The 24,710-nt window shown below is 64.5% G+C and carries 24 protein-coding genes and 1 tRNA gene; 8 read left to right on the top strand and 17 right to left on the bottom strand.

The features are described from left to right. Window positions 1–104 precede the first annotated feature (104 nt). The 4 genes from NK214_RS12550 to NK214_RS12535 all read left to right on the top strand — a co-directional run bounded on the left by NK214_RS12550 (window position 105) and on the right by NK214_RS12535 (window position 2,585). Entirely contained in the window at window positions 105–359 is a 255-nt protein-coding gene (locus NK214_RS12550; protein ID WP_227108147.1) for a hypothetical protein, read from the top strand. A 646-nt stretch (window positions 360–1,005) separates the two neighbouring features. After that, window positions 1,006–1,317 (top strand): hypothetical protein, encoded by a 312-nt coding sequence (locus NK214_RS12545; RefSeq protein WP_227108148.1) that lies wholly within the window; start codon window positions 1,006–1,008, stop codon window positions 1,315–1,317. A gap of 251 nt (window positions 1,318–1,568) precedes the next feature. After that, window positions 1,569–2,198, top strand: a complete 630-nt coding sequence (locus NK214_RS12540) for a porin family protein (RefSeq protein ID WP_253314651.1) — start codon at window positions 1,569–1,571, stop codon at window positions 2,196–2,198. Between the two features lie 81 nt (window positions 2,199–2,279). Further along, window positions 2,280–2,585: a hypothetical protein gene (locus tag NK214_RS12535; protein WP_253314650.1), complete on the top strand. Its 306-nt coding sequence runs from the start codon at window positions 2,280–2,282 to the stop codon at window positions 2,583–2,585. 269 nt (window positions 2,586–2,854) lie between these two features. Here the strand turns inward: NK214_RS12535 and NK214_RS12530 are convergent. The 10 genes from NK214_RS12530 to NK214_RS12485 all read right to left on the bottom strand — a co-directional run bounded on the left by NK214_RS12530 (window position 2,855) and on the right by NK214_RS12485 (window position 12,079). Beyond that, window positions 2,855–2,942: transfer RNA gene (locus NK214_RS12530), tRNA-Ser, on the bottom strand. Between the two features lie 275 nt (window positions 2,943–3,217). Further along, on the bottom strand, window positions 3,218–4,888 hold the full coding sequence (gene recN / locus NK214_RS12525; RefSeq protein ID WP_253314649.1) for a DNA repair protein RecN: 1,671 nt from the start codon (window positions 4,886–4,888) through the stop codon (window positions 3,218–3,220). Window positions 4,889–4,907: 19 nt separating this feature from the next. Continuing rightward, the gene (locus NK214_RS12520) at window positions 4,908–5,783 is read right to left on the bottom strand and encodes an NAD kinase (protein WP_107799251.1); all 876 of its coding nucleotides are present in this window, start codon (window positions 5,781–5,783) and stop codon (window positions 4,908–4,910) included. Window positions 5,784–5,792: 9 nt separating this feature from the next. After that, window positions 5,793–6,461, bottom strand: a complete 669-nt coding sequence (locus NK214_RS12515; RefSeq protein WP_019103053.1) for a response regulator transcription factor — start codon at window positions 6,459–6,461, stop codon at window positions 5,793–5,795. Between the two features lie 21 nt (window positions 6,462–6,482). Beyond that, window positions 6,483–8,759, bottom strand: a complete 2,277-nt coding sequence (locus NK214_RS12510; protein WP_253314648.1) for an ATP-binding protein — start codon at window positions 8,757–8,759, stop codon at window positions 6,483–6,485. Window positions 8,760–8,886: 127 nt separating this feature from the next. Next, window positions 8,887–9,411, bottom strand: coding sequence for a peptide-methionine (S)-S-oxide reductase MsrA (msrA, locus tag NK214_RS12505; RefSeq protein ID WP_253314647.1), 525 nt, complete (start codon window positions 9,409–9,411; stop codon window positions 8,887–8,889). Then, window positions 9,408–10,361, bottom strand: a complete 954-nt coding sequence (locus NK214_RS12500; protein WP_253314646.1) for a histone deacetylase — start codon at window positions 10,359–10,361, stop codon at window positions 9,408–9,410. The genes msrA and NK214_RS12500 overlap by 4 nt, the downstream gene beginning before the upstream one ends. Window positions 10,362–10,369: 8 nt before the next feature. Further along, window positions 10,370–10,585 carry a DUF1653 domain-containing protein gene (locus NK214_RS12495; RefSeq protein ID WP_043593565.1) on the bottom strand — a complete coding sequence of 72 codons (216 nt, stop codon included), beginning with the start codon at window positions 10,583–10,585 and terminating at the stop codon, window positions 10,370–10,372. Between the two features lie 15 nt (window positions 10,586–10,600). Beyond that, window positions 10,601–11,545: a nucleoside hydrolase gene (locus NK214_RS12490; RefSeq protein WP_107799247.1), complete on the bottom strand. Its 945-nt coding sequence runs from the start codon at window positions 11,543–11,545 to the stop codon at window positions 10,601–10,603. Between the two features lie 87 nt (window positions 11,546–11,632). Continuing rightward, on the bottom strand, window positions 11,633–12,079 hold the full coding sequence (locus tag NK214_RS12485; RefSeq protein ID WP_253314645.1) for a GNAT family N-acetyltransferase: 447 nt from the start codon (window positions 12,077–12,079) through the stop codon (window positions 11,633–11,635). A 58-nt stretch (window positions 12,080–12,137) separates the two neighbouring features. Here NK214_RS12485 and NK214_RS12480 point away from each other — a divergent pair, with 58 nt between their 5' ends. Both NK214_RS12480 and NK214_RS12475 read left to right on the top strand, forming a co-directional pair. Beyond that, on the top strand, window positions 12,138–13,085 hold the full coding sequence (locus NK214_RS12480) for a tRNA-dihydrouridine synthase (RefSeq protein WP_107799245.1): 948 nt from the start codon (window positions 12,138–12,140) through the stop codon (window positions 13,083–13,085). 270 nt (window positions 13,086–13,355) lie between these two features. After that, window positions 13,356–14,891 (top strand): mechanosensitive ion channel family protein, encoded by a 1,536-nt coding sequence (locus NK214_RS12475; RefSeq protein WP_107799244.1) that lies wholly within the window; start codon window positions 13,356–13,358, stop codon window positions 14,889–14,891. A gap of 177 nt (window positions 14,892–15,068) precedes the next feature. Here the strand turns inward: NK214_RS12475 and mmsB are convergent, their stop codons facing one another. From mmsB to NK214_RS12445, 6 genes are all read right to left on the bottom strand, one after another. Next, complete coding sequence (gene mmsB, locus NK214_RS12470) at window positions 15,069–15,959, bottom strand: 3-hydroxyisobutyrate dehydrogenase (protein WP_253314644.1); 891 nt, start codon at window positions 15,957–15,959, stop codon at window positions 15,069–15,071. Between the two features lie 18 nt (window positions 15,960–15,977). Beyond that, entirely contained in the window at window positions 15,978–17,096 is a 1,119-nt protein-coding gene (locus tag NK214_RS12465; protein ID WP_107799242.1) for an enoyl-CoA hydratase/isomerase family protein, read from the bottom strand. Window positions 17,097–17,120: 24 nt separating this feature from the next. After that, on the bottom strand, window positions 17,121–17,903 hold the full coding sequence (locus tag NK214_RS12460; protein ID WP_107799241.1) for an enoyl-CoA hydratase: 783 nt from the start codon (window positions 17,901–17,903) through the stop codon (window positions 17,121–17,123). 96 nt (window positions 17,904–17,999) lie between these two features. Beyond that, window positions 18,000–19,160 (bottom strand): acyl-CoA dehydrogenase family protein, encoded by a 1,161-nt coding sequence (locus NK214_RS12455; RefSeq protein ID WP_253314643.1) that lies wholly within the window; start codon window positions 19,158–19,160, stop codon window positions 18,000–18,002. 13 nt (window positions 19,161–19,173) lie between these two features. Next, window positions 19,174–20,676 (bottom strand): CoA-acylating methylmalonate-semialdehyde dehydrogenase, encoded by a 1,503-nt coding sequence (locus NK214_RS12450; RefSeq protein WP_227108169.1) that lies wholly within the window; start codon window positions 20,674–20,676, stop codon window positions 19,174–19,176. A 51-nt stretch (window positions 20,677–20,727) separates the two neighbouring features. Then, complete coding sequence (locus NK214_RS12445) at window positions 20,728–21,576, bottom strand: 3-hydroxybutyryl-CoA dehydrogenase (RefSeq protein ID WP_166450735.1); 849 nt, start codon at window positions 21,574–21,576, stop codon at window positions 20,728–20,730. 136 nt (window positions 21,577–21,712) lie between these two features. Between NK214_RS12445 and NK214_RS12440 the strand changes: the two genes are divergently transcribed. Together NK214_RS12440 and NK214_RS12435 are read left to right on the top strand one after the other, a co-directional pair. Further along, window positions 21,713–22,114 carry a MerR family DNA-binding transcriptional regulator gene (locus tag NK214_RS12440; RefSeq protein WP_019101375.1) on the top strand — a complete coding sequence of 134 codons (402 nt, stop codon included), beginning with the start codon at window positions 21,713–21,715 and terminating at the stop codon, window positions 22,112–22,114. 10 nt (window positions 22,115–22,124) lie between these two features. Then, window positions 22,125–23,309 carry an acetyl-CoA C-acetyltransferase gene (locus NK214_RS12435; protein ID WP_253314642.1) on the top strand — a complete coding sequence of 395 codons (1,185 nt, stop codon included), beginning with the start codon at window positions 22,125–22,127 and terminating at the stop codon, window positions 23,307–23,309. Window positions 23,310–23,340: 31 nt separating this feature from the next. On the opposite strand, the gene NK214_RS12430 is transcribed toward NK214_RS12435, so the two are convergent. Then, a complete protein-coding gene (locus NK214_RS12430) occupies window positions 23,341–24,570 on the bottom strand; it encodes an amidohydrolase (protein ID WP_253314641.1) in 1,230 nt (409 codons plus the stop codon). Between the last annotated feature and the right edge of the window lie 140 nt (window positions 24,571–24,710).

Genomic DNA, 24,710 nt, shown 5'->3' with positions numbered 1-24,710 from the left:
ATACCCGCAAGGGGAATACGCCCGCCGTCTGTTTGCGGTTTTGAGCACCCGGCCGCCCTCTCAAAAGGGGCGAAACCCTCAAAAGGTCCAAACAGGAGGCCGCCATGGCCAAGATCGACACCCTCCGCGAGGCGCGTCGCGCCCTCAGGCATATTCGTGCCGCCCAATCCCATTTCAAACAATTGCCCGAGGCGCTGCGCCGGGAGATGTCCCGTCAACCGCCGCGTCAAACGCCGTTCATCGTAGAACTGTCCCCGGAGGTTTTGTGGAGCCTGCTGGAGGCGAGGTATGGCGTGGAATGCGCGTATGAGCGGCTGCGGCTGCTGCTGGCGGCGGCGCAGACAGAAACCGTCAAATAGATTGCCGCCGGTGAGAGGGCGGGAATGAGAAAAGCCCGGACGATGCGTCCGGGCTTTTGATATTGGCGAAAGCGCTGAGACTTGGACTGACGGTGGAGTCGCACTCAAGACAGTTTCAAATCAGATTGTTTTTGTGTAATTTCATTGGCCGGCATGATCCGCCAATTTTCACTATCCGCTGTAGCTTATGTGGTTTGAATGTGGGCTAATTAATTCAGGCAGGCAGCGAAGGCCCGCTAACAAAACCCCTGATCCTGCGTTTCACCTCCTGACTGGTACTGCCTGCGTTGGCGCGCCTTGGCTCAGGTTCTCTGCGAGGTGTAGTGAGCGGCTCTAAATGGACTGAATATTATTTTCTGTATTTTTCTAATTAGTAAGATCGGCAAGCACAAACCATTCGGAAAGAATGTGAATAATAACTAACAAAAATTGAGAACGGAAGACATGCCAGTCAGTCCCTAAAGTGTGTGGCCGCATTGGTATTGGCTTGATTGTTAATACTAGTTGTGTTTTGACTGCCTTAATCAAGGCTTGTGTGAGTATCGAGGCAAGCGCCTTAAGGTATTTCTATTGCCTTAATTTTATTGTCAATATAGGGATTTGTGAATTTTCTGCATCTTTCTAGCACATTTAAAGGAGTTTGATTATGAAGACTGTAAATATTCTGACTATTCCTTTTGCCGCCGTTCTTATGCTGGCGTCTTCCTTCGTTAGCGCATCACCCGCTGAATCGGCGAACGCCAAGGAGGCCGCATCCGCCATGCAACAAGCCGGCAAACCGCCTGCAACATTAAATGCTCTAGTCGATCAAATCCAGCCAAGAAAGCCGGGGCAGTGCTTCTCTGCAAAGAACTGCACGGGGAAAGTCATTGGCAACCACCAACATGCGCATAACTGCAAAAATGCAGGTGGCAAATCTTGGCGCAGCGGCGTGACAGGACAATGCAGTAATTTGTAATCTTTTCAGTTCTTAATCTTAAACAACAGCTTCGCGAGCTTTGGCTCGTGGAGCTGTTTTTCGTTAACAGGCTCTGCGCTTAGAGGATTGTTGATTAATTGCTCTATTTTTCATGGGTTTATTGGGTGTTTCCATTGTGATTTTATGCGATTAAATTATGTTGAATGGATTTTGTAAACTAATATTTACACCCTGTTACGGAACTTGGCTAGTCAGTTGACAGAAGTAATACAAACGTTTGAAATAATTTGATGAAAATAAATGCCCAACCACCAACCAATAGATTGAAAATGAAAAAACTTATCATTGCTTCCATTCTGGGACTGTCCGCAGTTACCGCTCATGCGGCTGAGAGTGGCGCGTATGTTTTTGGTAATTTGGGCTACAACACGGAGAAGGTAAAGAGCCAAGAAGGAATCACTGACAATAAAAGCGCAGGAGGTATCTGGGAGGTCGGAGCCGGCTACCGCTTCGGCTCCTACTTTGCGACGGAAGTGTCATATCTCGACTTCGGCAAGATGCAATACTCTGCTGTCGGCGAAGACAGGAAAACAAACGTCTCGGTACCGATGCATGCTGAGAGGCTGGCTCTGGTCGGGATTCTGCCAGTGTCAGAAGATGTTGAACTTTTTGGCAAAGTCAGCCTCAACAACGTGCACGCCTCAATCAAAGGAGAAGCCGGCGGAGTAAGTGCAAGCATAAGTAAGCGCAAAGTAATGCCTGGTATTGGCATTGGTGCTAGCTATGCGATCACAAAAAACTTTGCCCTGCGTGGTGAGTACGAGTATATCAAGAGTGCGGTGAACTCCATGAGTGAGGATAGTAAGGATGTGACATCGGGCACCAATCTATTCAAGCTTGGTGTAAGCTACCAGTTCTAATTTGGTTGGCCCTCCATTTGGGGGGCTTCTTGATGCTGTATAAGGATGGATATGCGGTTTTTGCTTTTAGGAAGTGCTCTGATGTTATTTTCGATAGTGGCTGGTGCGAAGGAAATGGATGCGGCCACGTCCAAAAGATATGGGGTATGTGTTGGGGTTGCCAACTCGGTGGCTCAGACATTGACTGCTTTTTCTGATATGGGCAGTAGTGAAATCTGGTTGTGGCGAAACAGTAAAATTAGAAATTGTAAATACGATTCTAAGGAGGATGGTTATTTCTTTAAGGAAAGCCTAAAAGAAATGTGGAGTTTTGCGAATAAAAAAATAGAAAATAATAACAAGGCAAAAGTAAGAAATAGTGACTATTCCATGGAGCTGGAAAATTAGCCTTCTGTCAAGAATGTATTTGGTCCCTCGCCGCATAGAGCCCGGTTATAACTGGGCTTTATTTATTTTGGACAGCTGAAGAAGTGGAGCCTTTGAAACAGGGCCATCATCAAAGAGCCGTGACAGGGTGCTTTGGTGTTCAGCAGCAAGGAGGGCATTGTGGAAGAGGGCAAGATTTTGCCCGCTGGGAGTGGGCTGGAAAGTTAAAGTCCACGCGGTAGAGGTCCCGAAACGGCAATAGCCCAAGCATAGGCTTGGGCTATTTATTTTGGCGGAAGCGGTGGGATTCGAACCCACGGATGGTTTCCCATCGCTGGTTTTCAAGACCAGTGCCTTAAACCACTCGGCCACGCTTCCCAATTCGGTAAGAGGGCGCAATTCTAGCGGGTCTTGCCGGCTTTGCCTAGGGTCTGATGACGCTTATTTTGCGGCCGCGTTCGTTCTCAGCCGAATGCCAGGCGCGAAGGTCGCCTCGCCGCAGTGCCTTCACTGCCAGAGGCGGCCGACAAAGCGAAGCGTCGGCTGAGGGCGAGCCCGGAGGGTTGACCGGGGAAAGCCCTTTGCTGCGCTGCCAGGAGGGCAGTGTGGGCTTTTCTCGGCCAGCGCAGCTGCAAAACAAGCGTTAACAGACCCTATAGGGCCGGCGCATTTGACGCCAGCATTTCCGCCGCGTGCTCGCGCGTGGTCTGGGTCAGCTCCACGCCGCCCAGCATGCGGGCGATTTCCAGTACCCGCTGCTCGCTGTTCAGCGGCTCGATGCGGCTCTTGACCCGGCCCTTGTGCTCGCTCTTGCTGACTTGCCAGTGATGGCTGCCGCAGGAGGCCACTTGGGGCAGGTGGGTGATGCACAGCACTTGGTAGCGCTGGCCCAGCTGGCGCAGCATGTGGCCGATGACTTCGGCGACGCGGCCGCCGATGCCGACGTCCACTTCGTCGAAGATCAGCGTGGGCACGCTGGCCACCTGGCTGATCACCACTTGCATGGCCAGGCTGATGCGGGACAGTTCGCCGCCGGAGGCCACTTTGGCCAGCGGGCGCAGGCTGGTGCCGGCGTTGGCGGCCACCAGGTATTCGATGGACTCCAGGCCGTGGGCGCCGGGTTCGGACAGGGCGGCCAGTTCGATGGCGAAGCGCGCGCCGCTCATCGCCAAGTGCTGCATTTCCGCGCCGATGCGGGCGGACAGCTCGCTGGCGGCCTGGCGGCGCTTGCCGGACAGGGCCTCGGCCTGCGCGCGGTAGCGCGCCAGCGCGGAGGCTTCGGCCAGCGCCAGCGCTTCGATGTCGGCGGAGGCTTCCAGCGCTTGCAGCTGTTGCTGCCAGTCGTCCAGTTTTTCCTGCAGGTCTTGCGGTTGCACCCGGTATTTGCGCGCGGTGCTCATCAGCGCTTCCAGCCGGCCTTCCACTTCGGCCAGCTGGCCGGGATTTTCGTCGATGTCGCTGGCGTAGTCGCGCAGGCTGTAGACCACTTCGCGCAACTCAGCGTCCACGGAGTCGAGCAGCGACAGGGTGTCCGCCAGCCGCGGGTCCAGATTGGCCAGCTTGCTGAGCCGGGTTTGCACCTGGGACAGCATGGTCAGGCAGCTATTGTCCATCTCGGACAGGGTGTCCACCGCCAGCTGGGCGCTTTGCGCCAGTTCGGCGGCGTTGGCCAGCCGGGAGTGGCTCTGGTTCAGCGCGCTCCATTCGTCCGGCTGCAGCTTGAGCTCGCTCAGTTCGTTGATCTGCCAATTCAGCCGTTCGCGCTCGACTTCGGATTCGCGCGACAGCCGTTCGGCGTCGGCGCGGGCGCGGCGGGCGGTCTGCCAGTCTTGCCAGGCCTTGTTCACGTCGCGGGCCAGCGCGACGGAGCCGGCGTAGGCGTCCAGCAGCTGGCGCTGGGCGTCCGCCTTCATCAGCGATTGGTGGGCGTGCTGGCCGTGGATGTCGACCAGGAATTCGCCCAGCTGCTTGAGCTGGCTGAGGGTGGCGGCCTGGCCGTTGACGAAGCTGCGCGAGCGGCCGGATTTGTCCAGCAGCCGGCGCAGCAGGAGCACGTCGTCGTCGCCGTTGAGGCCGTTTTCGTCCAGCCAGGCGTCGATTTCAGGGCGGCCGCGGGTGTCGAATTCGGCGGTGATCTCGGCGCGCTCCGCGCCTTCGCGCACTTGCGCGCCTTCGGCGCGGTCGCCCAGCAGCAGGCTCAGGGCGTCCAGCAGAATGGATTTGCCGGCGCCGGTTTCGCCGGTGAGCACGGTGAAGCCGGCTTGGAAGTCCAGCGAGATGCTGTCGACGATGACGAAGTCTTTAACGGTCAGCGATAGGAGCATGAGGTGTTCGCGTCAGGTGTCAGAGCAGGCGCTCGCCCCAGTGGAGCTTGTGGCGCAGCATGTCGTAGTAGTTGTAACCCACCGGGTGCAGGATGCGCAGCGGGTTGCGGTAGCGGCGGATCAGCACGCGGTCCATTTCCATCAGGTCGCAATGGGATTGGCCGTCGAAGTGCACGCGTGCGTCCAGGCCGCGGGTGAGCATGAATTCCACTTCGCAGGAGTCGTTGACCGCGATCGGGCGGTTGCTCAGCGATTGCGGGCAGATGGGCACCAGGGCGATGGCCTGCAGCGTGGGGTGCAGGATGGGGCCGCCGGAGGCCAGCGAGTAGGCGGTGGAGCCGGTGGGGGTGGAGACGATCAGGCCGTCCGAACGCTGGCTGTAGACGAACTGGTTATCGATGAAGACTTCGAACTCTATCATCGAGCCCATCGCGCCGCGGCTGAACACCACGTCGTTGAAGGCCAGTGCGTTGGCCACTTCGGCGTCTTCGCGTATCACCGCGGCCTGCAGCAGGATGCGGTCTTCCGGCACGAAGTCGCCGCGCAGGATGGCGTCCACGGAGTCCAGCATCTCGTGCAGCGGGATGTCGGTCATGAAGCCCAGCCGGCCCTGGTTGATGCCGATCAGCGGCACGCGGTAGGGGGCCAGCAGCCGGGCGATGGACAGCATGGTGCCGTCGCCGCCCAGCACGATGACGATGTCGGCCAGCTTGCCCATGTCGTTGCGGTCTATCAGCGCGTGCGGGCCGGCTTCCTGCTGGGTGGCGCTGTCCTTGTCGATCAGCACGGTGGCGCCGGAGGCGGACAGGTGGTCGGCCAGCTGGCGCAGGGATTCAACGATGGCGGGCTTGCTGTGCCGCGCCACCAGGCAGACGTGTTTGAACAGTCGTTCCATGGCGTTGTTTCAGTAAGGGGTGGGCGTATCGTTCAAAAAACTGTCGTCGTTGGGTTTCTTGCCGGTGGCTTCCAGCGCTTTCAGGTAGAAGCGCACCAGGTCCGCCAGAGAGTCTACACCGAGTTTGTTGAACAGGTTGGCCCTATGTACTTCTATGGTGCGCGGGGACAGGTCCAGCACCCGGGCGATTTCCTTGCTGGACATGCCGTCCGCCACCAGTTCCAGCACTTCGCGCTCGCGGCCGCTGATGCGGGCGAGCAGGCCCATCACTTCCTGGGTTTCCTCTTCCTTGCGGTGTTGCAGAATGCTCAGCCGTATGCCTTTGCGCAGGCTTTCTATCAGCCGCGCCTGGTCTATGGGCTTGGTCAGAAAGTCGATGGCGCCGGTCTGGAAGGCGCGGCGGCATTGTTCGATGTCGCCGTGGCCGGTGATGAAGACGATGGGCAGGGTCACGTTTTTGTCGATCAGCTGTTCTTGCAGCGCCAGGCCGGTGATTTGCGGCATGCGGATGTCCAGCACCAGGCAGGCGATGTCGTTGCCGCCGTAGTGGGCGAGAAACTCCATCGCGTTGGGAAAGGTGACGGTGCGCATGCCTTGCGCGGCGATCAGCATGGCCAGCGAGTCCAGCACGGCTGGGTCGTCGTCGACGATGTAGACGGTTGGCGTGGTGTTTTGCATTGTGTTTTTGACTCCTGCCGGTTACCCCGTTGACGGCGGCGCGTCCCGTTGCGGCAGTTCAATGATGAATTCCGCGCCGCCGGTTGATTTATTGCGCGCGCTCAGCTTGCCGCCGAACGCTTCTATGGCGGTCTGGCAGATGGCCAGGCCCAATCCCATGCCGCTGGCCTTGGTGCTGAAGAAGGGCGCGAAGATGCGGTCCAGCAATTCCGGCGCGATGCCGGCGCCGTTGTCGCCTATGCTCAGCCGGATCCAGCGGCCGTTCAGGCTGGTGGCGATGCTGAGCCGCCCCCAGGGGGCGACGGTTTCCATGGCGTCCAGCGCGTTGCGCATCAGGTTCAGCACCACTTGTTCCAGTTGTATGTTGTCAGCGTAGACCAATGGCAGGTCGTGGCAAATATTCTGCTCAATATGAATATCGTGGGTTTTCAGTTCGTATTCCAGCAGGTTGAGCGCATTGCCCACCACCTGGTTCAGGTCTATGGGGTTGAATTGCTGGGTTTTCTTGATCACGAACTCGCGCAGGCGCTGGATGATCTGGCCGGCGCGGCTGGCCTGGGTGACGGAGGAGTCCAGCGCGCGGCGCAGCATGGCCATGTCCGGTTCTTCGTCTTCCAGCAGGCTGAGCCCGGCCTGGCAGTAACTCATGATGGCGGACAACGGCTGGTTGATCTCGTGGGCGATGCCGGAGGCCATTTCGCCCATGGTGTTGATGCGGGCGACGCGGGCCAGCTCCATTTCGTGCTGGCGCAGCCGGGTTTCGCTGGCTTCCAGCGCCGCCAGCATGCGGCGGCGGATGGGGGCGGTGTCGCGGAAGGTCAGCACCGCGCCCATCAGCCGGCCGTCGCGGCCGGGCAGTGGGGACACCGAGCCTTCGATCAGCAGTTTTTCGCCGTCGCTGCGTATCAGGTAGCAGTTTTGCCCCAGCAGCACGGTTTCGCGGCGCTGGATGGCCTTGTGCACCGGGTCTTCTTCCACCTGGCGCGCAAATTCGTAGTTGAGCCTCACCACTTGGTGCAGCTTGCGTTGCGCGGCGTCGAGCGCCTTCAGGCCGAGCAGGGTTTCCGCCGCCGGGTTGAGGTAGCGGATGCTCAGGTCGATGTCGATGCTGATCACCGCGTCGCTGATGCCGCTAAGCGCCACCATCGCGTATTCGCGTTCGCGGTGCAGCCGGTCTTGCGCCTGTTCCTGCGCCTGGCGGTTTTGCGCCAGCAACGCCAGGATGATCAGCAGCAGGTAGGCCGGCACCATGGAGAAGAGGGCGCTGAGCAAGAGCTCCAGCGGCGCGGTGCGGTCGAAGCTGAGCTGGCGGCGCACCGTCAGTTCGTAAGGCAGATAGGGGGTGTCCAGGCTTTTGCGGATTTCCAGCGCCGGCAGCAGCCATTGTGCCAGCCAGCCGGGCCGGTCCTGCTGTTGGTGGCGGTAGATCAGCGGGTCGTAGCCGCTGGGCGCGCTGTCTTTGCGTTGCAGCGCCACGCTGTAGCGCGTCGCCATATTGGGGGTCAGGCTGACCAGTCTGTCCAGGGACAGCACTTGCACCACCATGCCGGCGGTCTGTTCGCTGCGCACCAGCGGCACCGGGGACGGCGCTTCGGTGTTGTAGACGGCGGAGAAGAAGGCCAGGCCCTGTTTGCCGTTGTTGAGGCGCAGCACCGGGGACACCGCCTCGCCCTGGCCCATCGCGCGGTGGACGGTGGGCGCCAGCACGCTGTCGGCCAGCAGGTCCAGGCCCATTTCGCGCCAGTCGTCCGAGGCGAGGCCGGGTTCGGCCATGCTCAGCGGCAGGTAGCGCGGCCGTTTGGCCGCCAACCGCCAGGCTTGCTGCTGGTCCCAGGCGTTGTCCTGCTGGTGCTGGTAGTCGCGGATGCGGTAGGGCTGGCCTTGCAGCTGGCTGCGCATGCGCTCGAATTCGCGGCGGTAGGCGTGGCTGACCAGCGGCTGGTAGCCGATGAAGTAGAGCTGCGGCTGTTCGCGTGCCAGCGATTCCACCAAGAGGCGGATGCGTTGTTCGCGCAGGCTGTTTTCCTGATCGACGATGTCGACCACGCTTTGTTGCAGCATCTCGCTTTCCTGCAGCCGGGTTTGCAGGCTGGAGAGAATCAGGCCGTGCACCTGCTGGTGCTCCTGATGCTGCTGGTTGAGGTCCAGCGCCACCGATTGGCCCAGCAAGAGGGCGAAGGTGAGCAGCCACAACACGGCGCAGGCCAGGCGTCCGCGCGGGGAGGCGGTGCGCAACAGGTCCAGGTGACGGGTGAGGGCGGTGCGGAATGCAGTGATGATGCTGTGCTTGTCTGCCATGGGGAGATTGGGTTCGTCCGGCGCGCAGCCAATCTGGGCATCGCCGCTACTGAGCCGGATTATAGCGGCGATGCCCGGGGCGCGCGAACCAAGCCGGGAGCTGGGCTCGCCCCTGGCAGGGTGTGGCTTATTTCTTCAAATAAACAGAAAAATATTGCTGAAACTTGGCCAATTTTGGCGCAACCACCATTTGACAATAGGGTTCGTGGCCATGTTGATCAAAGTATTGCTGGTGATAGTCTTCAGCCGGATAAAAGGGCGCGGCGGCCTCCAGCCGGGTGACGATGGGGGCCGGGTAATCGCCGGCCCGCTCCGCTATCATGCGCTCCGCCGCCTGGCGTTGTTCCTCGTCGTGATAGAACAGCACCGACGCGTATTGCGGGCCGACGTCGTTGCCCTGGCGGTTGAGGGTGGTGGGGTCGTGCAGGGCGAAGAAGGCGCGCAGCAGGGTGTCGTAGTCTATCTGGGCGGGATCGTAGCGGATTTGCACGGCTTCCACGTGGCCGCTGCGGCCGGCGCAGACTTCCTTGTAACTGGGGTGGGCGCCGGGGCCGCCGGTATAGCCGGATACGGCGCTGTGGACGCCGGCCAGGCGATTGTAGGCGCTTTCTATGCACCAGAAGCAGCCGCCGGCGAAGGTTGCGGTTTTCATGTCGGACTCCATTGACGGGGTGGGTGTGTATGAGTCGCGCCGGGGCGGGCGATCTGTCCCTCGGCGCCGAAGATTTGCCAGGCCAGGCGCACGGTTTCGGTCTGGATCGCCACGGTGTCTTCTATGGGCACCGCGTAGCCGCCGCCCATGACCACGGCGACGGCGGCCTTGGACTGGCGACAGGCTTCCAGCACCATGCGGTCGCGCGCGGCCAGGCCGTTCCGGCTCAGCGCCAGCTTGCCCAGGCGGTCGCCGGCGTAGGGATCGGCGCCGGCCAGGTAGAAGACCAGGTCCGGATCGGCGGCGAACAGGCGCGGCAGGTGTTCGGCCAGGGCGGCGAGATAGGTCTGGTCGCCGGTTCCGTCCGGCAGTTCGATGTCCAGATCGCCGGCTTCGCGGCGGAAGGGGAAATTGCCGGCGCCGTGCATGGAGAAGGTGAAGATGCGCGCGTCGCCGCGGGTGATGGCGGCGGTGCCGTCGCCCTGATGCACGTCCAGGTCCAGCACCAGCGCGCGGCGGGCCAGGCCTTCGTCCAGCATCAGTCGCGCGGCCACGGCGATATCGTTGAACACGCAAAAACCGCTGCCCATCGCGCGGCCGGCGTGGTGGGTGCCGCCGGCCAGGTTGACGCCGCAGCCACGCGTCAGCGCCCAGCGGGCGGCTGCGATGGTGGCGCCCACCGAGCGGCGGCTGCGTTCCAGCAGCTGCGGGCTCCAGGGCAGGCCGATCTCGCGCTGCTCGGCGGCGCTGAGCGCGCCGTTGAACACTTTGTCCAGGTAGGCGTCGTCGTGGGCCAGCGCCAGCTCGTAGCGGCTGGCCGCCGGCGCGGCGTCCATCGCCTCGGCGGCGAAGCCGGCCACCGCCTGCGCCAGCAAGGCGTATTTCTGCGCCGGGAAACGGTGTCCGGGCGGCAGCGGCAGCGCGAACTGATCGGTGCGGAAAATGCGCATTGCGGCGCTCAGAAGGCCTTGACCAGGGCGAAGCGCGGCAGGGTCTGGCCCTCGTGCGCGACGCTTTCCTCGAACATGCCGGCCGGGCGCGCCCACAGGCCGAACTCGCCGTAGAGCGCGCGGTACATCACCAGCAGTTCGCCGGTTTCGGAGTGGGTGGCGGTGCCCAGCACTTCATAGAGCGGGCCTTTGTAATGGCGATAAATGCCGGGAGCGATTTTCATGGGGCCTCCTTGGGTTTACGGCAGATGGGAGAGGGCGTCGGCCATCAGCTGGAACAGGCCGTCGGCGTCCACCTCGGTCAGGTAGAGCGCGTTGGGCGCGCGGCCGGATTCGCCGTGCCAGTCCACCACGGTGGCGCCGGTGGTGTAGTGGCCGGCCAGTTCCACCACCACGTTGACTTCGCGGCCGCGGAACAGCTCGGGGCGCAGCAGATAGGCGATCACGCAGGGGTCGTGCACCGGCGCGCCGTCCTGGCCCAGCTTTTGCACATCGTAGCGCTCCAGCGAAGTCAGCAGCGCGGCCGCCAGCGGGCCGCAGCGATTGGGCAGGCCGCGCAGCCATTCCACGCGCGCCGGCGTGGTCGTGGCCTGGTGGGTGACGTCCAGCGGCAAGATCACGATGGGCGCGCCGCAGCGCAGCACGATGTCGGCCGCGTGCGGGTCGGTGTGGATGTTGAACTCCGCCGCCGGAGTCATATTGCCGCCGGCGAAATAGCCGCCGCCCATCAGCACGATGCGGCCGATGCGCGCGGCGATGTCCGGCGCGCGGCGCAAGGCCAGCGCGATATTGCTCAGCGGGCCCACCGGGCACAGGGTGACGCTGCCGGCCGGTTCGCGGCGCAGCGTGTCCACGATGAAGTCCACCGCGTGTTCGGCGCGCACCGGCATGGCGGGCTCGTGCAGCGGCGCGCCGTCCAGGCCGCTGGCGCCGTGAACGTGTTCGGCGCCCTGATAGGGCTGGACCAGCGGCCGGTCGGCGCCGGCGTAGACCGGCACGTCGCCGCGGCCGGCCCATTCGCAGACGATGCGGGCGTTGCGGGTGGTCAGTTCCACGCCCACGTTGCCGGCCACCGTGGTCAGGCCGAGCAGCTCGATGTCGGCGCTCGCGCCCAGCAGGAACAGGATGGCGACCGCGTCGTCGAGGCCGGGGTCCGTGTCGAAGATGACGCGATGCTGTTTCATGTCGGCTCCATTGGGCAATGTCATCAAGGGGGCGAAGGATGCCGCAGCGCTTGGCGGCGCGTCAAGGCGAGCTCCGGCGCGCCCGGCTTATCCGGGGCTCCATTCATAGACCCGGAATTCGCTATCCAGTTTAAATCCGGATTGTTCGTACAGCCGCTGCGCGTTCAGATTGCCGTGCGCGGTTTGCAGCGTGAGGCCGCCGCCCAGCGCGGCGACATGGGCCTGACAACGTTCCAGCAATACGCGGCCGACGCCGCCGCCGCGGCAGGCCGGCGATACGAACAAGTCGTGCAGCAGCCAGTGCGGGCGCAGGGCGAGCGAGGAGAAGCCGGGATAGAGCAGGGCGAAGCCTTGGACGCCGGCGGCGTCTTCCGCCAGGAAGACCACCGCTTCGCCCGTGCTCAGCCGCTGTTCCAGGAAGGCGGCGCAGGCTTCCGCCGGCTGCGCCGTACGATAAAAATCGAGATAAGCCAGAAACAAGGGCAGCCAGGAGCGGACGGATTCCGCGCCGGCCTGGCGGATGGCGATTTGCATTGAATGCCTTTCCCCGCTTTGCGGTACAATATTCGCCTTTTTTCCGGCGATGTTTGCAATGAAATTGGTTCTTGCCCCGATGGAGGGCCTGGTGGACGAGGCGATGCGCGATGTGCTGACCCGGGTGGGCGGCATTGATCTGTGCGTGACCGAGTTCGTCCGCGTCACCTCGGCGCTCCTGCCCACCCGCACTTTCATGCGGCTGGCCCCGGAGCTGGCGCGCGGCGGCAAGACCCGCGCCGGCGTCACGGTGCGGGTGCAGTTGCTGGGTTCGGACCCGGCCTGTCTGGCCGAGAACGCCGCCAAGGCCGCCAGCCTGGGCGCGCCGGGCATAGACCTGAATTTCGGCTGTCCGGCGCCCACTGTCAACCGCCATCGCGGCGGCGCCGTCCTGCTCAACGATCCCGAGCTGTTGTTCCAGATCGTCCAGGCGGTGCGCGCGGCGGTGCCGGCCGAAATACCGGTCACCGCCAAAATGCGGCTGGGCTATGAAGACAAAAGCCGGGCCTTGGAATGCGCGCGGGCGCTGGAAGCCGGCGGCGCGCAGGAACTGGCGGTGCACGGCCGCACCAAGGTGGAGGGCTACCGGCCGCCAGCGCATTGGGACTGGATCGCCCGCATCCGCGAGAGCGTGGCGGTGCCGGTGGTGGCCAACGGCGAGGTGTGGACGCTGGACGATTACCGCGCCATCCGCGAGCAAAGCGGCTGCGACACGGTGATGATAGGCCGCGGCCTGGTGGCCTGCCCGGACCTGGCGCTGCGCATCAAGCGCGGGGACGGCGCCGAAGCCATGCCCTGGAGCGAGATGCAGCCCTGGGTGCTGGACCTGTTTCTGCAGTGCCGCGTCCAGTCCGAGGACGGACGCTACCCGGTGGCGCGCACCAAGCAATGGCTGGGGCAGCTCAAGCGCACCTGGCCCGAGGCCGGCGCCTTGTTCGAGCGCATCCGCAGGCTGACCACGCCGGACGATGTGGAACCTGTACTGCGAGACATGCTTGCTAAGTAAATGTACTCATATCTAAATGCTATGGGAATGTGTAGCATTCAATTGCGCGCTGCACTGGTATAGCAGGGCGCTGTGATTCCGGCGGCTCCCCAGCTCCGGCGATTACACTTCCCCGATACCTTGCAGCCCTCCCTACACGGGAGGGATTTTTTTTATCCGCCGCGATGGACTATCAATGAAAAGCGGCCGGCCTGTTGTTTCCCCCTCTTCCCTGCCGCAGCGGCGCCGCCATCGGCGGTTTCCCATCAAAGATTTCATCGCGGAGGCGGCATGGATACGGCCCCGACGGTTAGCTGGCTGGAAAAGCTGATCCCTCAGGCGTGGCACGACAGTCTGACGCTGTTCGTGGCGCTGACGGCCGCCTGCGCCGCCTTGCTCTATCTGCTGCGGCCGGAAGCCCGCAAGTCGACGCTGCGTTCGCTGCTGGCCGCCGCCGTTGCGCTGGTGGTGATCAATCTGGGCCCGCAGGGCGATCAGGCGGTGGCGGAGTGGATCAAGCAGGTGGCCATCATCGTGCTGGGCCTGGCGCTGATCCGGCTGTGGGCGATGATGTTGATGCGCTTGTTCCTGCCCTTGCTGCGCCTGCATCCGCCGCGCATTCTGGAAGACATCCTGCTGGTGCTGGGCTGCGTGGGCTGGGGCCTGGTGCTCTTGCGCCTGGCCGGCCTGGACCTGAGCCACATCGTCACTACCTCGGCGGTGATCACCGGCGTGCTGGCGTTTTCCATGCAGGACACGCTGGGCAATATCCTGGCCGGTCTGTCGCTGCAACTGGACAATTCGGTGGAGGTGGGGGACTGGATCAAGTCCGGCGAGCTGTCCGGCCGGGTGGTGGAAATCAATTGGCGCGCCACCCTGGTGGAAACCCGCAACTGGGAAACCGTGGTGATTCCCAACAGCCAGCTGATGAAGGGTCAGTTCGCCATCCTGGGCAAGCACCAGGGCGGCCCGCTGCAATGGCGGCGCTGGGTGTGGTTCAACATCAATTGGGACACGCTGCCCAATCAGATCATCACCGTGGTGGAGCGCTCCTTGCGCGAGGCGCAACTGCCCGGCGTGGCCTTGTCGCCGGAGCCCAACTGTATTTTGATGGGTTTCGAGAACGGCTACAGCAAGTACGCGGTGCGTTACTGGCTGACGGATCTCGCCGCCGACGATCTGACCGATTCCGTGGTGCGCACCCATATCGACGCCGCCTTGCGCCGCCATAATCTGAAAATGTCCTCGCCGCACTACAATGTGCTGACCATCAAGGACAATGAAAAGTATATGGAAGCGCGGATGAAAAAGCACCTGGAGGAGAGGGTGCAGGCGCTGCGCAAGGTGGAGCTGCTGACCAGCCTCAACGACGAGGAGATGGTGGTGTTGGCCGATCAGCTCAAGTTCACGCCCTTCGTCACCGGCGACATCATCATGCATCAGGGCGCGGTCGCGCATTGGCTCTACATCATGCTCAGCGGCGAGGTGGAGGTGTGGGTGAACCTGCCGGACGGCAGCCGCAAACTGGTGGACGTGCTGGAGGGCGGCAACTTCTTCGGCGAAATGGGCTTGATGACCGGCGAGGCGCGCAGCGGCACCGTGATCGCGCGTTCCAATGTGGAGTGCTTGCGGCTGGACAAGGAGTCCTTCCAGTCCATTCTGAGTTCGCGCAAGGAGTTGGCCGAGGCGATCTCGTCGATTCTGGCGGAACGCCTGGCCGAGCGCACCCGCAAGCTGCCGCAGGATTGGCAGGAGGGCCACGGCTCGCCGCAGCGGGCGGAGCTGGTGGACAAGATCCGGCGTTTCTTCGGCCTGGCCAAGCACTGATCCATTACGGCCTTGGGCCAGGTTTTCCTCAAAACCTGTTTACGATCTGCTGCGTGTCGTGGGACGTCGCACGGTGAGTACGGCTTCGAAATGCTCATGTAGCGCTTGTACACTCCGCTTTCTCAGCCGCAACGCCTTGTCTCGCCTTAGCTCGCGAGATCGTAAACACGTTCTGACTCAATCCAGCGGGTGGAAGTGCTTGAGGATGCTGGAGAAGTCCAGTTTGCCGAAGCCGGCCTGCGCGTGTTCCTCGTACAGATTGCGGGCCAGCGATCCCAGCGGATTGGCCGCGTGGCTGTGCAGCGCGGTTTCCTCGGCCAGGCCCAGGTCTTTCAGCATCAGTTCGGTCATGAAGCCGCCGCTGTAGCCGCGGCTGGCCGGCGCGTTCTCCATCACGCCGGGCCAGGGGTTGTACAGCTCGGTGGCCCAGTTGCGGCCGGAGCTCTGGCTGATGATGTCGGACAGCACCTTGGGGTCCAGCCCGTTCTTCACGCCCAGCGCCAGCGCCTCCGCGGTGCCGGCCATCAGGATGCCCAGCAGCATATTGTTGCAGATCTTGGCGGTCTGGCCGGCGCCGGCGGCGCCGGCGTGGAAAATGTTCTTGCCCATGGCTTGCAGCAGAGGCCGCGCCCGTTCCAGCTCGGCGGCGGCGCCGCCGACGATGAAGGTCAAGGTGCCGGCGGCGGCGCCGGCGGTGCCGCCGGACACCGGCGCGTCCAGCATCTTGAGGCCGGCGGCGTCGGCCGCGGCGGCCACCTTGCCCGCGGTGGCGGCGTCTATGGTGCTGCAATCGATGACCAGGGCGCCGGCCGGCAGTTGCGCGAACAGGCCGGACTCGCCCAGGTACAAGCCTTCCACGTGGCGGCCGGCCGGCAGCATGGAAATCACCGCGTCGGCGCCGCGGACGGCGTCGGCGGCGCTGGCGGCCGCGCGCGCGCCGGCGGCGACCAGCTTGGCCAGCGCGTCGGCGGACAGGTCGAACACGTTCAACTTATAACCCTGCTTCAGCAGGTTGGCGGCCATGGGGCCGCCCATATTGCCCAGGCCGATGAAGGCGATGGTTTGCATCTTCTCTCTCCTCGATTGTTATTGGAGCGCGGCCAGCGGGTGGTCGGCCTCCGTCCACGGCGAATCGAAATGGCTGTCCACCCAGCCCGGCGGAATGTCGCCCAGCTCGCGGCAATGCCATTGCGGCGCGCGGTCCTTGTCCACCAGCAGCGCGCGCACGCCTTCGCGGAAGTCCGGCTTGGCGCAGAAGTTGACCGACAGCGCCAGCTCCATGCGCAGGACCTCGGCCAGGGACAGGTGTTTGGCGCGCTGGAAGATTTCCCAGCAGACGGCGGCGGACGTCGGGCAGCCGTGAGCGAAGCTCTTGGCGGCGGCGGCCAGCCACGGGTCTTCAAAGGCGGTGTCGCGCAGCGCGGCGGCCACCGCTTCCAGGCTGCCGCGGTTCATCAGCTGATGCACCGCCAGCAGATTGCGGCCGGCGTTGGCCTCCGGCAGCGCCACGTCGCGCTCCATCTCGTTGAGCAGGGCGCTGACCAGGCCGTGGTGGCGTTCCGCCGGCTGCTCCCAGGCCAGATCGCGCAGCGCGGTCAGCAGCGGGGTCTGGCCGTCGGCCGGCAGCACATGGTCGGCCAGATTGCACAGCAAGGCGTCGCCGGCGTTCAGCGGCGCGCCGGTCAGGCCCAGGAACAGGCCGAGCTTGGCCGGCATCCGCTGCAGGAACCAGCTGCCGGCCACGTCCGGGTACAGGCCTATGGTGATTTCCGGCATCGCGATGCGGGTGGCCGGGGTGGCCACGCGGTGGCTGGCGCCGGCCATCAGGCCCAGGCCGCCGCCCATGACGATGCCGCCGCCCCATACGATCAGCGGCTTGCGGTAGCGGTGGATGCGGTAGTCGAGCCGGTATTCCTCGCTGAAGAAGGCGACGGCGTGCGGGTTGGGATAGACCTCGCCGTCTTCCAGCAGCGCGGCGCGCAGCGAGCGCACGTCGCCGCCGGCGCAGAAGGCCTTGTCGCCGGCGCCGCGCAGCAGCACGGCCACCACGGCGTCGTCGTTCTCCCAGGCGCTCAAGCGCGCGTCCAGCAGCCGTATCATGTCCAGCGTCAGCGCGTTCAGCGATTTTTCCGCGTTCAGCGTGGCGATGGCGATGCGCTGGCCGCCGCGGACCGGCAGTTCTTCAAACAGTACCAGGTTGGACATGGCGGATTCGTCCTTGGGTGAGGGTCAGGCGTTCTTCCATTGCGGCGCGCGTTTTTCCAGGAAGGCGCGAGTGCCTTCGCCCTGGTCCTGGGTGTCGAACAGCTTGATGAAGCCTTCGCGCTCGTGGATCAGATTGTGAGCCGGCGGCTGCAGCCGCGCGCGCTGCACCAGTTGCTTGCACACCGCCACCGAGGACGGCGACTGGCGCGCGGCTTGTTCCGCCAGCTTGAGCGCGGCGTCCAGCGCCTGGCCCTTGGCCACCACTTCTTCCACCAGGCCGATGCGCTCGGCGGTGCGCGCGTCGATGCGCTCGCCGCACAGAATCATGCGTTTGGCCCAGCCTTCGCCCACCAGCCAGGGCAGGTTCTGGGTGCCGCCGGCGCAGGGCAGCAGGCCGACGCCGGCTTCCGGCAGCGCCATTTGCGCCTGTTCTTCGGCGATGCGGATGTCGCAGGCCAGCGCGCACTCCAGGCCGCCGCCCATCGCATAGCCGTTGACGGCGGCGATGCTGACGCCGCGGAAGGCGGACAGCGCCTCGAAGGCCTCGCCGAACAGCATGGTCATCTCGGTGGCCACCTTTTTGTCGCCGTCGGCGAACAGCTTGAGGTCGGCGCCGGCGGAGAAGAACTTTTCTCCCTGGCCGGTGATCACCAGCGCGTAGATGTCGCGGTCGGCGTTCAGGTCCGCCACCAGCCGCTTCAGCGCGCTCAGGCTGTCGCGGTTCCAGGTGTTGGCGGGCGGATTGTCTATGGTGATCACGGCGGTGTGGCCGCGTTTTTCCACGTTCAGGTGGGCGTAGTGGTTCATAGCGTATGCCTTTATGGATTCGGTGTGGATGAGAGAGGCCGGAAAACCCCGCGGCGAGCCGGCGCAACGCAGCATCAGGGATGTTTCCGGCTTCGCTCAGCGCAGGGTTTCCAGCGCGCCGTCCTGCAACAGCTTGCGCGCCACGATCATCCGCATCACTTCATTGGTGCCTTCCAGAATCTGGTGCACGCGCAGGTCGCGCACATGGCGTTCCAGCGGGAAGTCCTTCAGATAGCCGTAGCCGCCGAACAGTTGCAGCGCGTTGTTGGCCACATTGAAACTCAAATCGGTGGCCAGCCGCTTTGCCATGGCGCAATAAGCGCCTGCGTCCGGGCTGGCCTGGTCCAGTTTCCACGCCGCCAGCCGCACCATCTGCCGCGCGGCCACCAGCTCGGTCAGCATGTCCGCCAGCCGGAACTGCACGCTTTGCAGCTCGGCCAGCGGCTGGCCGAATTGCTGGCGTTCCTGCACATAGCGCTGGGCGGCGGCCAGCGCGGCCTGGGCGGTGCCCACCGCGCAGGTGGCGATATTGATGCGGCCGCCGTCCAGGCCCTTCATCGCGAAGGCGAAGCCCTGGCCTTCCTCGCCCAGCCGGTTGGTGGCCGGGATTTCCACATTGTCGAAGGTGATGGCGCGGGTGGGCTGGCTGTTCCAGCCCATTTTTTTCTCTTTCTTGCCGTATTGCACGCCGGGCGCGTCCGCCGGCACCACGAAGGCGGACACGCCCTTGGGGCCGGGGCCGCCGGTGCGCGCCATCACCACCAGCACCTGGGTGCTGCCGGCGCCGGAGATGAACATCTTGGAGCCGTTGAGCACATAGCTATCGCCCTTGCGCTCGGCGCGGGTTTTCAGCGAGGCGGCGTCGGAGCCGGCGCCGGGCTCGGTCAGGCAGTAGCTGCCCAGCAGCTCGCCGCTGACCATGCGCGGCACCCAGCGCTCGGCCAGTTCCGGGCTGCCGAAGCTGGCTATCATCCAGGCCACCATATTGTGGATGGTCAGATAGGCGGCGGTGGAGGTGCAGCCGGCGGCCAGTTCTTCAAAGACGATGGCGGAGTCCTGCCGCGACAGGCCCAGGCCGCCGTAGGCTTCCGGCGTGTACAGGCCGAGAAAGCCCATCTCGCCGCTGCGGCGGATCACCTCCAGCGGGAAGGTTTCCTCTTCGTCCCATTCAGCGGCGCGCGGCGCGAGCTCGCTGGCGGCGAAGTCGCGGGCGCTGTCCTGAAAGGCGATTTGTTCTTCGGTCAGTGCGAAATCCATGGCGGGCTCCCGGTCAGCGCAGCGAAATGGTGGTGTTGACCTTGCCGCCGCTGGCGGCGTCGTCGAACCAGCGGCTGGTGACGGTCTTGGTCTGGGTGTAGAACAGCACCACCTGCTTGCCGTAAGGGCCGAGGTCGCCCAGCTTGGAGCCGCGCGAGCCGGTGAAGCTGAACAGCGGCACCGGCACCGGGATGGGCACGTTGATGCCCACCTGGCCGACGTCGATTTCTTCCTGGAATTTGCGCGCCGCCGCGCCGCTCTGGGTGAACACCGCGGTGCCGTTGCCGTTGGGGTTGGCGTTGACGATGGCGATGGCGTCGTCCAGCGAGTCCGCCGCCATCAGACACAGCACCGGGCCGAAGACTTCCTGGTGGTAGACGCTCATTTCCGGTTTGACGCCGGAGAAGATGGTGGGGCCGACGAAGTTGCCGCGCTCGTAGCCGGCCACCTGGATGTCGCGGCCGTCCAGTTCCAGGCGCGCGCCTTCTTCCACGCCGCGGCCGATCAGGCCGGCCACGCGTTCACGGGCGGCGCAGGAGATCAGCGGGCCCAGGTCCGGGTTGTCCTTGCCGGCGCCCACGCTCAGGCCGCGCGCCTTGGCCACCAGCTCCGGAATCCACTGCTGGGCCTCGCCCACCAGCACCGCCACCGACAGCGCCATGCAGCGCTGGCCGGCGGCGCCGAAAGCGGCTCCGGTCAACTGGTTCAGCGCCTGTTCCTTATTGGCGTCCGGCAGCACGATGGCGTGGTTCTTGGCGCCCATCATGCACTGGGTGCGCTTGCCGTTGAGGCTGGCGCGCTGGTGCACATGGGTGCCCACCTTGGTGGAGCCGACGAAGGACACCGCCTTGATGTCGCGGTGGTCGCACAGCGCGTTGACCACCTGTTCGCCGCCGTGCACCACATTGAGCACGCCGGGCGGGATGCCGGCTTCCAGCGCCAGTTCCACCAGGCGCATGGTCACCATCGGGTCTTGTTCCGACGGTTTGAGCACAAAGGTGTTGCCGGTGGCGATGGCCATCGGGAACATCCACAGCGGAATCATCGCCGGGAAGTTGAACGGGGTGATGCCGGCGCAGACGCCCAGCGGCTGCAGCACGGTATAGGTGTCGACGCCGCCGGCGACGTTCTCCGCGTATTCGCCCAATTGCAGATTGCCGATGGCGGACGCGTGCTCCACCACTTCCAGACCGCGGAAGATGTCGCCCTCGGCGTCGGCCAGGGTCTTGCCTTGCTCGGCGGTCAGCAGCGCCGCCAGTTCCTTCATGTGCTCGCGGATCAGCTGCTGGTATTTCAGGAAGATGCGCGCGCGCGCGCCGATGGCGGTTTTCTTCCAGCCGGCGAAGGCGGTCTTGGCGGCGCTGACGGCGGCGTCGACTTCGTCCTGGGTGGCCATCGGCACCCGCGCCAGCACTTCCTGAGTGGCCGGGTTGACGATGTCACGCCATTCGGCGCTGCGGGATTCGACGAATTCGCCGCCGATCAGCAATTTGATGGTGGGGACTGCCTGGGTCATGGTGCTGCCTCCGTCTGATCTTGAATAAAGCCCGTTGCCGGCGGCGCCGGCTCAGGCGTAGCTGTAAAAGCCCTTGCCGCTCTTGCGGCCCAGGTGGCCGGCCTGCACCAGTTGGGCCAGCAGCGGGCAGGCGCGGTATTTGCTGTCGCGGAATTCGGTGTAGAGGATGTCCATGATGGACAGGCAGGTGTCCAGGCCGATCAGGTCCGCCAAGGCCAGCGGGCCGATGGGATGGTTCATGCCCAGCTTCATCACGGTGTCGATGTCCTCGGCGCTGGCCAGGTTTTCGTGCAGCGTGAAAGCGGCCTCGTTGATCATCGGCATCAGCACCCGGTTGGAAACGAAGCCGGCGGCGTCCTTGACCGTGACCGGGGTCTTGCCCAGCGCCTGGCTCAATTCGTAGACCAGCCGGTAGGCGGCGTCGCCGGTTTGCAGCGCGCGGATGATTTCCACCAGCTGCATCACCGGCACCGGGTTCATGAAGTGCATGCCCACCACGCGCTCCGGCTGGCTGACCCAGCTGGCGATGCGGGTCAGCGAAATCGACGAGGTGTTGGACGCCAGCACCGCGTCCGGGCGCACCACGGCGGCCAGTTCGCGGAAGATGCTTTCCTTGACGGCGGCGTTCTCGGTGGCGGCTTCCACCACCAGGTCGCGGTCGGCCAGATCGGCCAGGCGGGTGGTGGTCTGGATGCGGGCGAGAATGGCGGGGACGTCGGCCTCGGCCAACTGATCCTTCTTCACCAGGCGCGCCAGGCTGGAGGCGACGGCGGCCAGGCCCTTGTCCAGCGCGGCCTGGCTGACGTCGGCCAGGCGCACTTCGTAACCGTGGCTGGCGAAGACCTGGGCGATGCCGTTGCCCATGGTGCCGGCGCCCACCACTGCGATTTTGGCTTGCATGTTGTTTCCTCGACTATTTGCTCTATGCTGTATTCAAGATAGCTTGACGTTTACGTTAACGTCAATCAACAATGACAAGCGCAACGGCGAATGTTGCGCGAATGGTCCGGCGGCGCCGGGGAGGCGGGAGAGGAAGATGGCGGAGCAGACCTACAGCATTACCGAATTGGCGCAGGAGTTCGACGTGACCACGCGCACCATCCGCTTTTACGAAGACCAGCAATTGCTGGAGCCGCTGCGGGCGGGGCAGCGCCGCATCTACAGCCGGCGCGACCGGGTGCGGCTGATGCTGATTCTGCGCGGCAAGCGCATCGGCCTGTCCCTGCAGGAAATCCGCGAGCTGTTCGCGCTCTACGACGCGGCCAGCGACGACGCGCCGCAGCTGCACGAATTCATCCGCATCCTGCAACGCAAGGAACAGCAGCTGCTGGAGCAGATGGAAGACATCAAGGTGGTATTGAGCGAAATTTCCCAATTGCGGCATCAGTGCGAGAAAACGCTGGACAAGCGCGGCGCGGATGCCCGGCAATCGACTTGAGGAGTGAGCAATGCAACAGCAAGACATCGTGATCGTGGGCATGGCGCGCACCGCCATGGGCGGCTTCCAGGGCGCTTTGGCGGCCAAGACGGCGGCGGAGCTGGGCGCGGCGGCGATCCAGGCCGCGGTGGAGCGCGCCGGCGTGCCGGCGGCGGACATCGACGAAGCCATCATCGGCTGCGTGCTGCCGGCCGGCCAGGGCCAGGCGCCGGCGCGTCAGGCGGCGCTGGGCGCGGGCCTGCCGCTGGCGGTGAACTGCACCACGGTCAACAAGATGTGCGGCTCCGGCATGAAGGCGGCGATGCTGGCCCATGATCTCTTGCGCGCCGGCAGCGCGCGGGTGATGGTGGCCGGCGGTATGGAGAGCATGAGCAACGCGCCTTATCTGATGACCAAGGCGCGGGCCGGCCTGCGCCTGGGCCATGGCGAAATCAAGGACCATATGTTCCTGGACGGCCTGGAGGACGCTTACGATAAGGGCAAGCTGATGGGAGTGTTCGCCGAATGGTGCGCGGAGAAGTACGGCTTCAGCCGCGAGGCCCAGGACGCCTTCGCCATCGCCTCGCTGAACCGCGCCCAGGCAGCCATCCGCGATGGACTGTTCCGCGATGAGATCGCGCCGGTGACGGTCAGCGGCCGCGGCGGCGAGCAGGTGGTGGACACCGACGAGCAGCCCTTGAAGGCTAATGTCGACAAGATTCCGACGCTGAAACCGGCGTTCAAGAAGGATGGCACGGTGACGCCGGCCAACGCCAGCTCCATTTCCGACGGCGCCGCCGCGCTGGTGTTGATGACGGCGGAGGAGGCGGCGCGCCGCGGCCTGCGCCCGCTGGCCCGCATCGTCGGCCACGCCACCCACGCCCAGGAGCCGGGCTGGTTCACCACTGCGCCGGTGGAGGCGATCCGCAAGCTGCTGGCCCGGGCGGGCTGGAGTGCCGGCGATGTCGATCTCTACGAGATCAACGAAGCCTTCGCCGTGGTGACCATGGCGGCGATGCAGGACTTGGGCCTGCCGCACGACAAGGTCAACGTCCACGGCGGCGCCTGCGCGCTGGGCCACCCCATCGGCGCCTCCGGCGCGCGCATCATCATCACCTTGCTGTCGGCGCTGCGTCAGCGCGGCGGCAAGCGCGGCGTGGCCAGCCTGTGCATAGGCGGCGGCGAGGCGACGGCGATGGCGCTGGAGTTGCTGTAAGAGTTTTTCAGGCGGTGAAGCTTGGTTGGGCCTAGCCCTCGGCCCACCAGCCCGGCCGGCCGCCGCGCAGCACACCGCGCACCGGCTTGCGGCGGGCGATCAGCTCGGCGGAGCAACAGGCGTCCACCAGGGTCAGATCGGCGGCGTCGCCGACTTGCGGCCACACGCGGCGGCCGGCGTCGTCCAGCGGCGTCAGGCCGCGGCTGATGTGGCGCAAGGCGCGGCTCAGCGAGTATTCATCGTTCCAGCCGTGGCGCTCGCCCAGACGGCTGGCGCGCTCGACGATGCTGCCGCTGTTGTAGGGCGTCCAGTGGTCGTTGATATTGTCGTTGCCCAGGCTCAGCGGAATGCCGTGCGCGGCCAGGACGCGCGGCGGCGGCATCGGCACGTCGATGGGCGCCGCCGATACGATGGCGATGCCGCTGGCGGCCAGCGCCGCGCACACCTGGTCCAGCCGGGCCGGTTCCAGTTCCCCCAGACAGTAAGCGTGGCTGACGCTGACCCGGCCGGCCAGGCCGGCCGATTCGCTCAGCCGCGCCAGCCGTTCCAGCGTGTAGGCGCCCAGCTCGCCGCGCTCGTGCAGATGCAGGTCCACCGGCGCGCCGTGCTTGACCGCCAGCTCCAGCGTGGCGTGGAGCGAGCGTTCGATGTCGCCGTCCACGCTGGCCGGGTCCAGCCCGCCCACCACATCGAAACCGGAGGCCAGCGCCTGGTCCATCAGCTTGAGGGTGCCGCCGGACAGCAGGCCGTGCTGCGGGAAGGCGACCAGCTCGTAATCCAGCCAATGCTTGCGGCTGTCCAGCGCCAGACGCACTTGCTCCATGGTGGCGAGACCGGCCACCGGGTCCACATTGCAATGCACGCGGGCGAAGGCGACGCCGTCGGCGGCGATCAGGTCCAGCAGCGCTTCGGCGCGGCGCCGGGTGTCCGGCAGGAAATCCAGCAGGAAACCTTGTTCCTCGCGGATGCGCTCCGCCACGCTGACGAAGGGCGTGGCGGCGCGCCAAGGCCCGCCGTAATGGCCTTTGTCCAGGTGGATGTGCATGTCGGCGAAGGCCGGCAGCGCCAGCCAGCCGCGCGCGTCCCGGCGCGGCCGCCCGTCTTCCGGGGCCGCGTCGAAGCGCAGTTCGGCGATGCGGCCGTCGGCGATCAGCAAATGGGCGCAGCGGGTGGCGGTGGCGACGATCTGGCCGGCGGCGTCGCGTTCGAAGCCGTCTTCCAGCAATAAGGGGCCAAGCCAGTAGGCGGGTAGGGCGGTCATGCGCGGTGTCCTTGCGGCGGGAGTGGCGGTGTTGCGCGGCGCGCGCGCGACAATGGATTTTTTATCGCTAAGCACAGAAGGGATTGCACTTTATTATGTTCGAATAATTTCGTTAGCATGGTTCGACAAACCAACTCTAA

Origin of the sequence: Chromobacterium sp. S0633 (assembly GCF_024158805.1) — a bacterium.
GTDB lineage: Bacteria > Pseudomonadota > Gammaproteobacteria > Burkholderiales > Chromobacteriaceae > Chromobacterium.
The sequence above is the reverse complement of the archived record's forward strand: the minus strand, read 5'-3'. Positions and strand labels throughout refer to the sequence as shown.

Bases quoted from the DNA above. Each gene is read 5' to 3' on its own strand.
- NK214_RS12435 (WP_253314642.1), top strand. From the start codon at position 22,125: ATGCAACAGCAAGACATCGTGATCGTGGGCATGGCGCGCACCGCCATG.
- NK214_RS12545 (WP_227108148.1), top strand. From the start codon at position 1,006: ATGAAGACTGTAAATATTCTGACTATTCCTTTTGCCGCCGTTCTTATG.
- NK214_RS12450 (WP_227108169.1), bottom strand. From the start codon at position 20,676: ATGACCCAGGCAGTCCCCACCATCAAATTGCTGATCGGCGGCGAATTC.
- msrA (WP_253314647.1), bottom strand. From the start codon at position 9,411: ATGAAAACCGCAACCTTCGCCGGCGGCTGCTTCTGGTGCATAGAAAGC.
- NK214_RS12445 (WP_166450735.1), bottom strand. From the start codon at position 21,576: ATGCAAGCCAAAATCGCAGTGGTGGGCGCCGGCACCATGGGCAACGGC.
- NK214_RS12500 (WP_253314646.1), bottom strand. From the start codon at position 10,361: ATGCGCATTTTCCGCACCGATCAGTTCGCGCTGCCGCTGCCGCCCGGA.
- mmsB (WP_253314644.1), bottom strand. From the start codon at position 15,959: ATGCAAACCATCGCCTTCATCGGCCTGGGCAATATGGGCGGCCCCATG.
- NK214_RS12465 (WP_107799242.1), bottom strand. From the start codon at position 17,096: ATGTCCAACCTGGTACTGTTTGAAGAACTGCCGGTCCGCGGCGGCCAG.
- NK214_RS12495 (WP_043593565.1), bottom strand. From the start codon at position 10,585: ATGAAAATCGCTCCCGGCATTTATCGCCATTACAAAGGCCCGCTCTAT.
- recN (WP_253314649.1), bottom strand. From the start codon at position 4,888: ATGCTCCTATCGCTGACCGTTAAAGACTTCGTCATCGTCGACAGCATC.
- NK214_RS12455 (WP_253314643.1), bottom strand. From the start codon at position 19,160: ATGGATTTCGCACTGACCGAAGAACAAATCGCCTTTCAGGACAGCGCC.
- NK214_RS12515 (WP_019103053.1), bottom strand. From the start codon at position 6,461: ATGCAAAACACCACGCCAACCGTCTACATCGTCGACGACGACCCAGCC.
- NK214_RS12430 (WP_253314641.1), bottom strand. From the start codon at position 24,570: ATGACCGCCCTACCCGCCTACTGGCTTGGCCCCTTATTGCTGGAAGAC.
- NK214_RS12510 (WP_253314648.1), bottom strand. From the start codon at position 8,759: ATGGCAGACAAGCACAGCATCATCACTGCATTCCGCACCGCCCTCACC.
- NK214_RS12480 (WP_107799245.1), top strand. From the start codon at position 12,138: ATGAAATTGGTTCTTGCCCCGATGGAGGGCCTGGTGGACGAGGCGATG.
- NK214_RS12460 (WP_107799241.1), bottom strand. From the start codon at position 17,903: ATGAACCACTACGCCCACCTGAACGTGGAAAAACGCGGCCACACCGCC.
- NK214_RS12490 (WP_107799247.1), bottom strand. From the start codon at position 11,545: ATGAAACAGCATCGCGTCATCTTCGACACGGACCCCGGCCTCGACGAC.
- NK214_RS12535 (WP_253314650.1), top strand. From the start codon at position 2,280: ATGTTATTTTCGATAGTGGCTGGTGCGAAGGAAATGGATGCGGCCACG.
- NK214_RS12520 (WP_107799251.1), bottom strand. From the start codon at position 5,783: ATGGAACGACTGTTCAAACACGTCTGCCTGGTGGCGCGGCACAGCAAG.
- NK214_RS12540 (WP_253314651.1), top strand. From the start codon at position 1,569: ATGAAAATAAATGCCCAACCACCAACCAATAGATTGAAAATGAAAAAA.
- NK214_RS12440 (WP_019101375.1), top strand. From the start codon at position 21,713: ATGGCGGAGCAGACCTACAGCATTACCGAATTGGCGCAGGAGTTCGAC.
- NK214_RS12485 (WP_253314645.1), bottom strand. From the start codon at position 12,079: ATGCAAATCGCCATCCGCCAGGCCGGCGCGGAATCCGTCCGCTCCTGG.
- NK214_RS12550 (WP_227108147.1), top strand. From the start codon at position 105: ATGGCCAAGATCGACACCCTCCGCGAGGCGCGTCGCGCCCTCAGGCAT.
- NK214_RS12475 (WP_107799244.1), top strand. From the start codon at position 13,356: ATGGATACGGCCCCGACGGTTAGCTGGCTGGAAAAGCTGATCCCTCAG.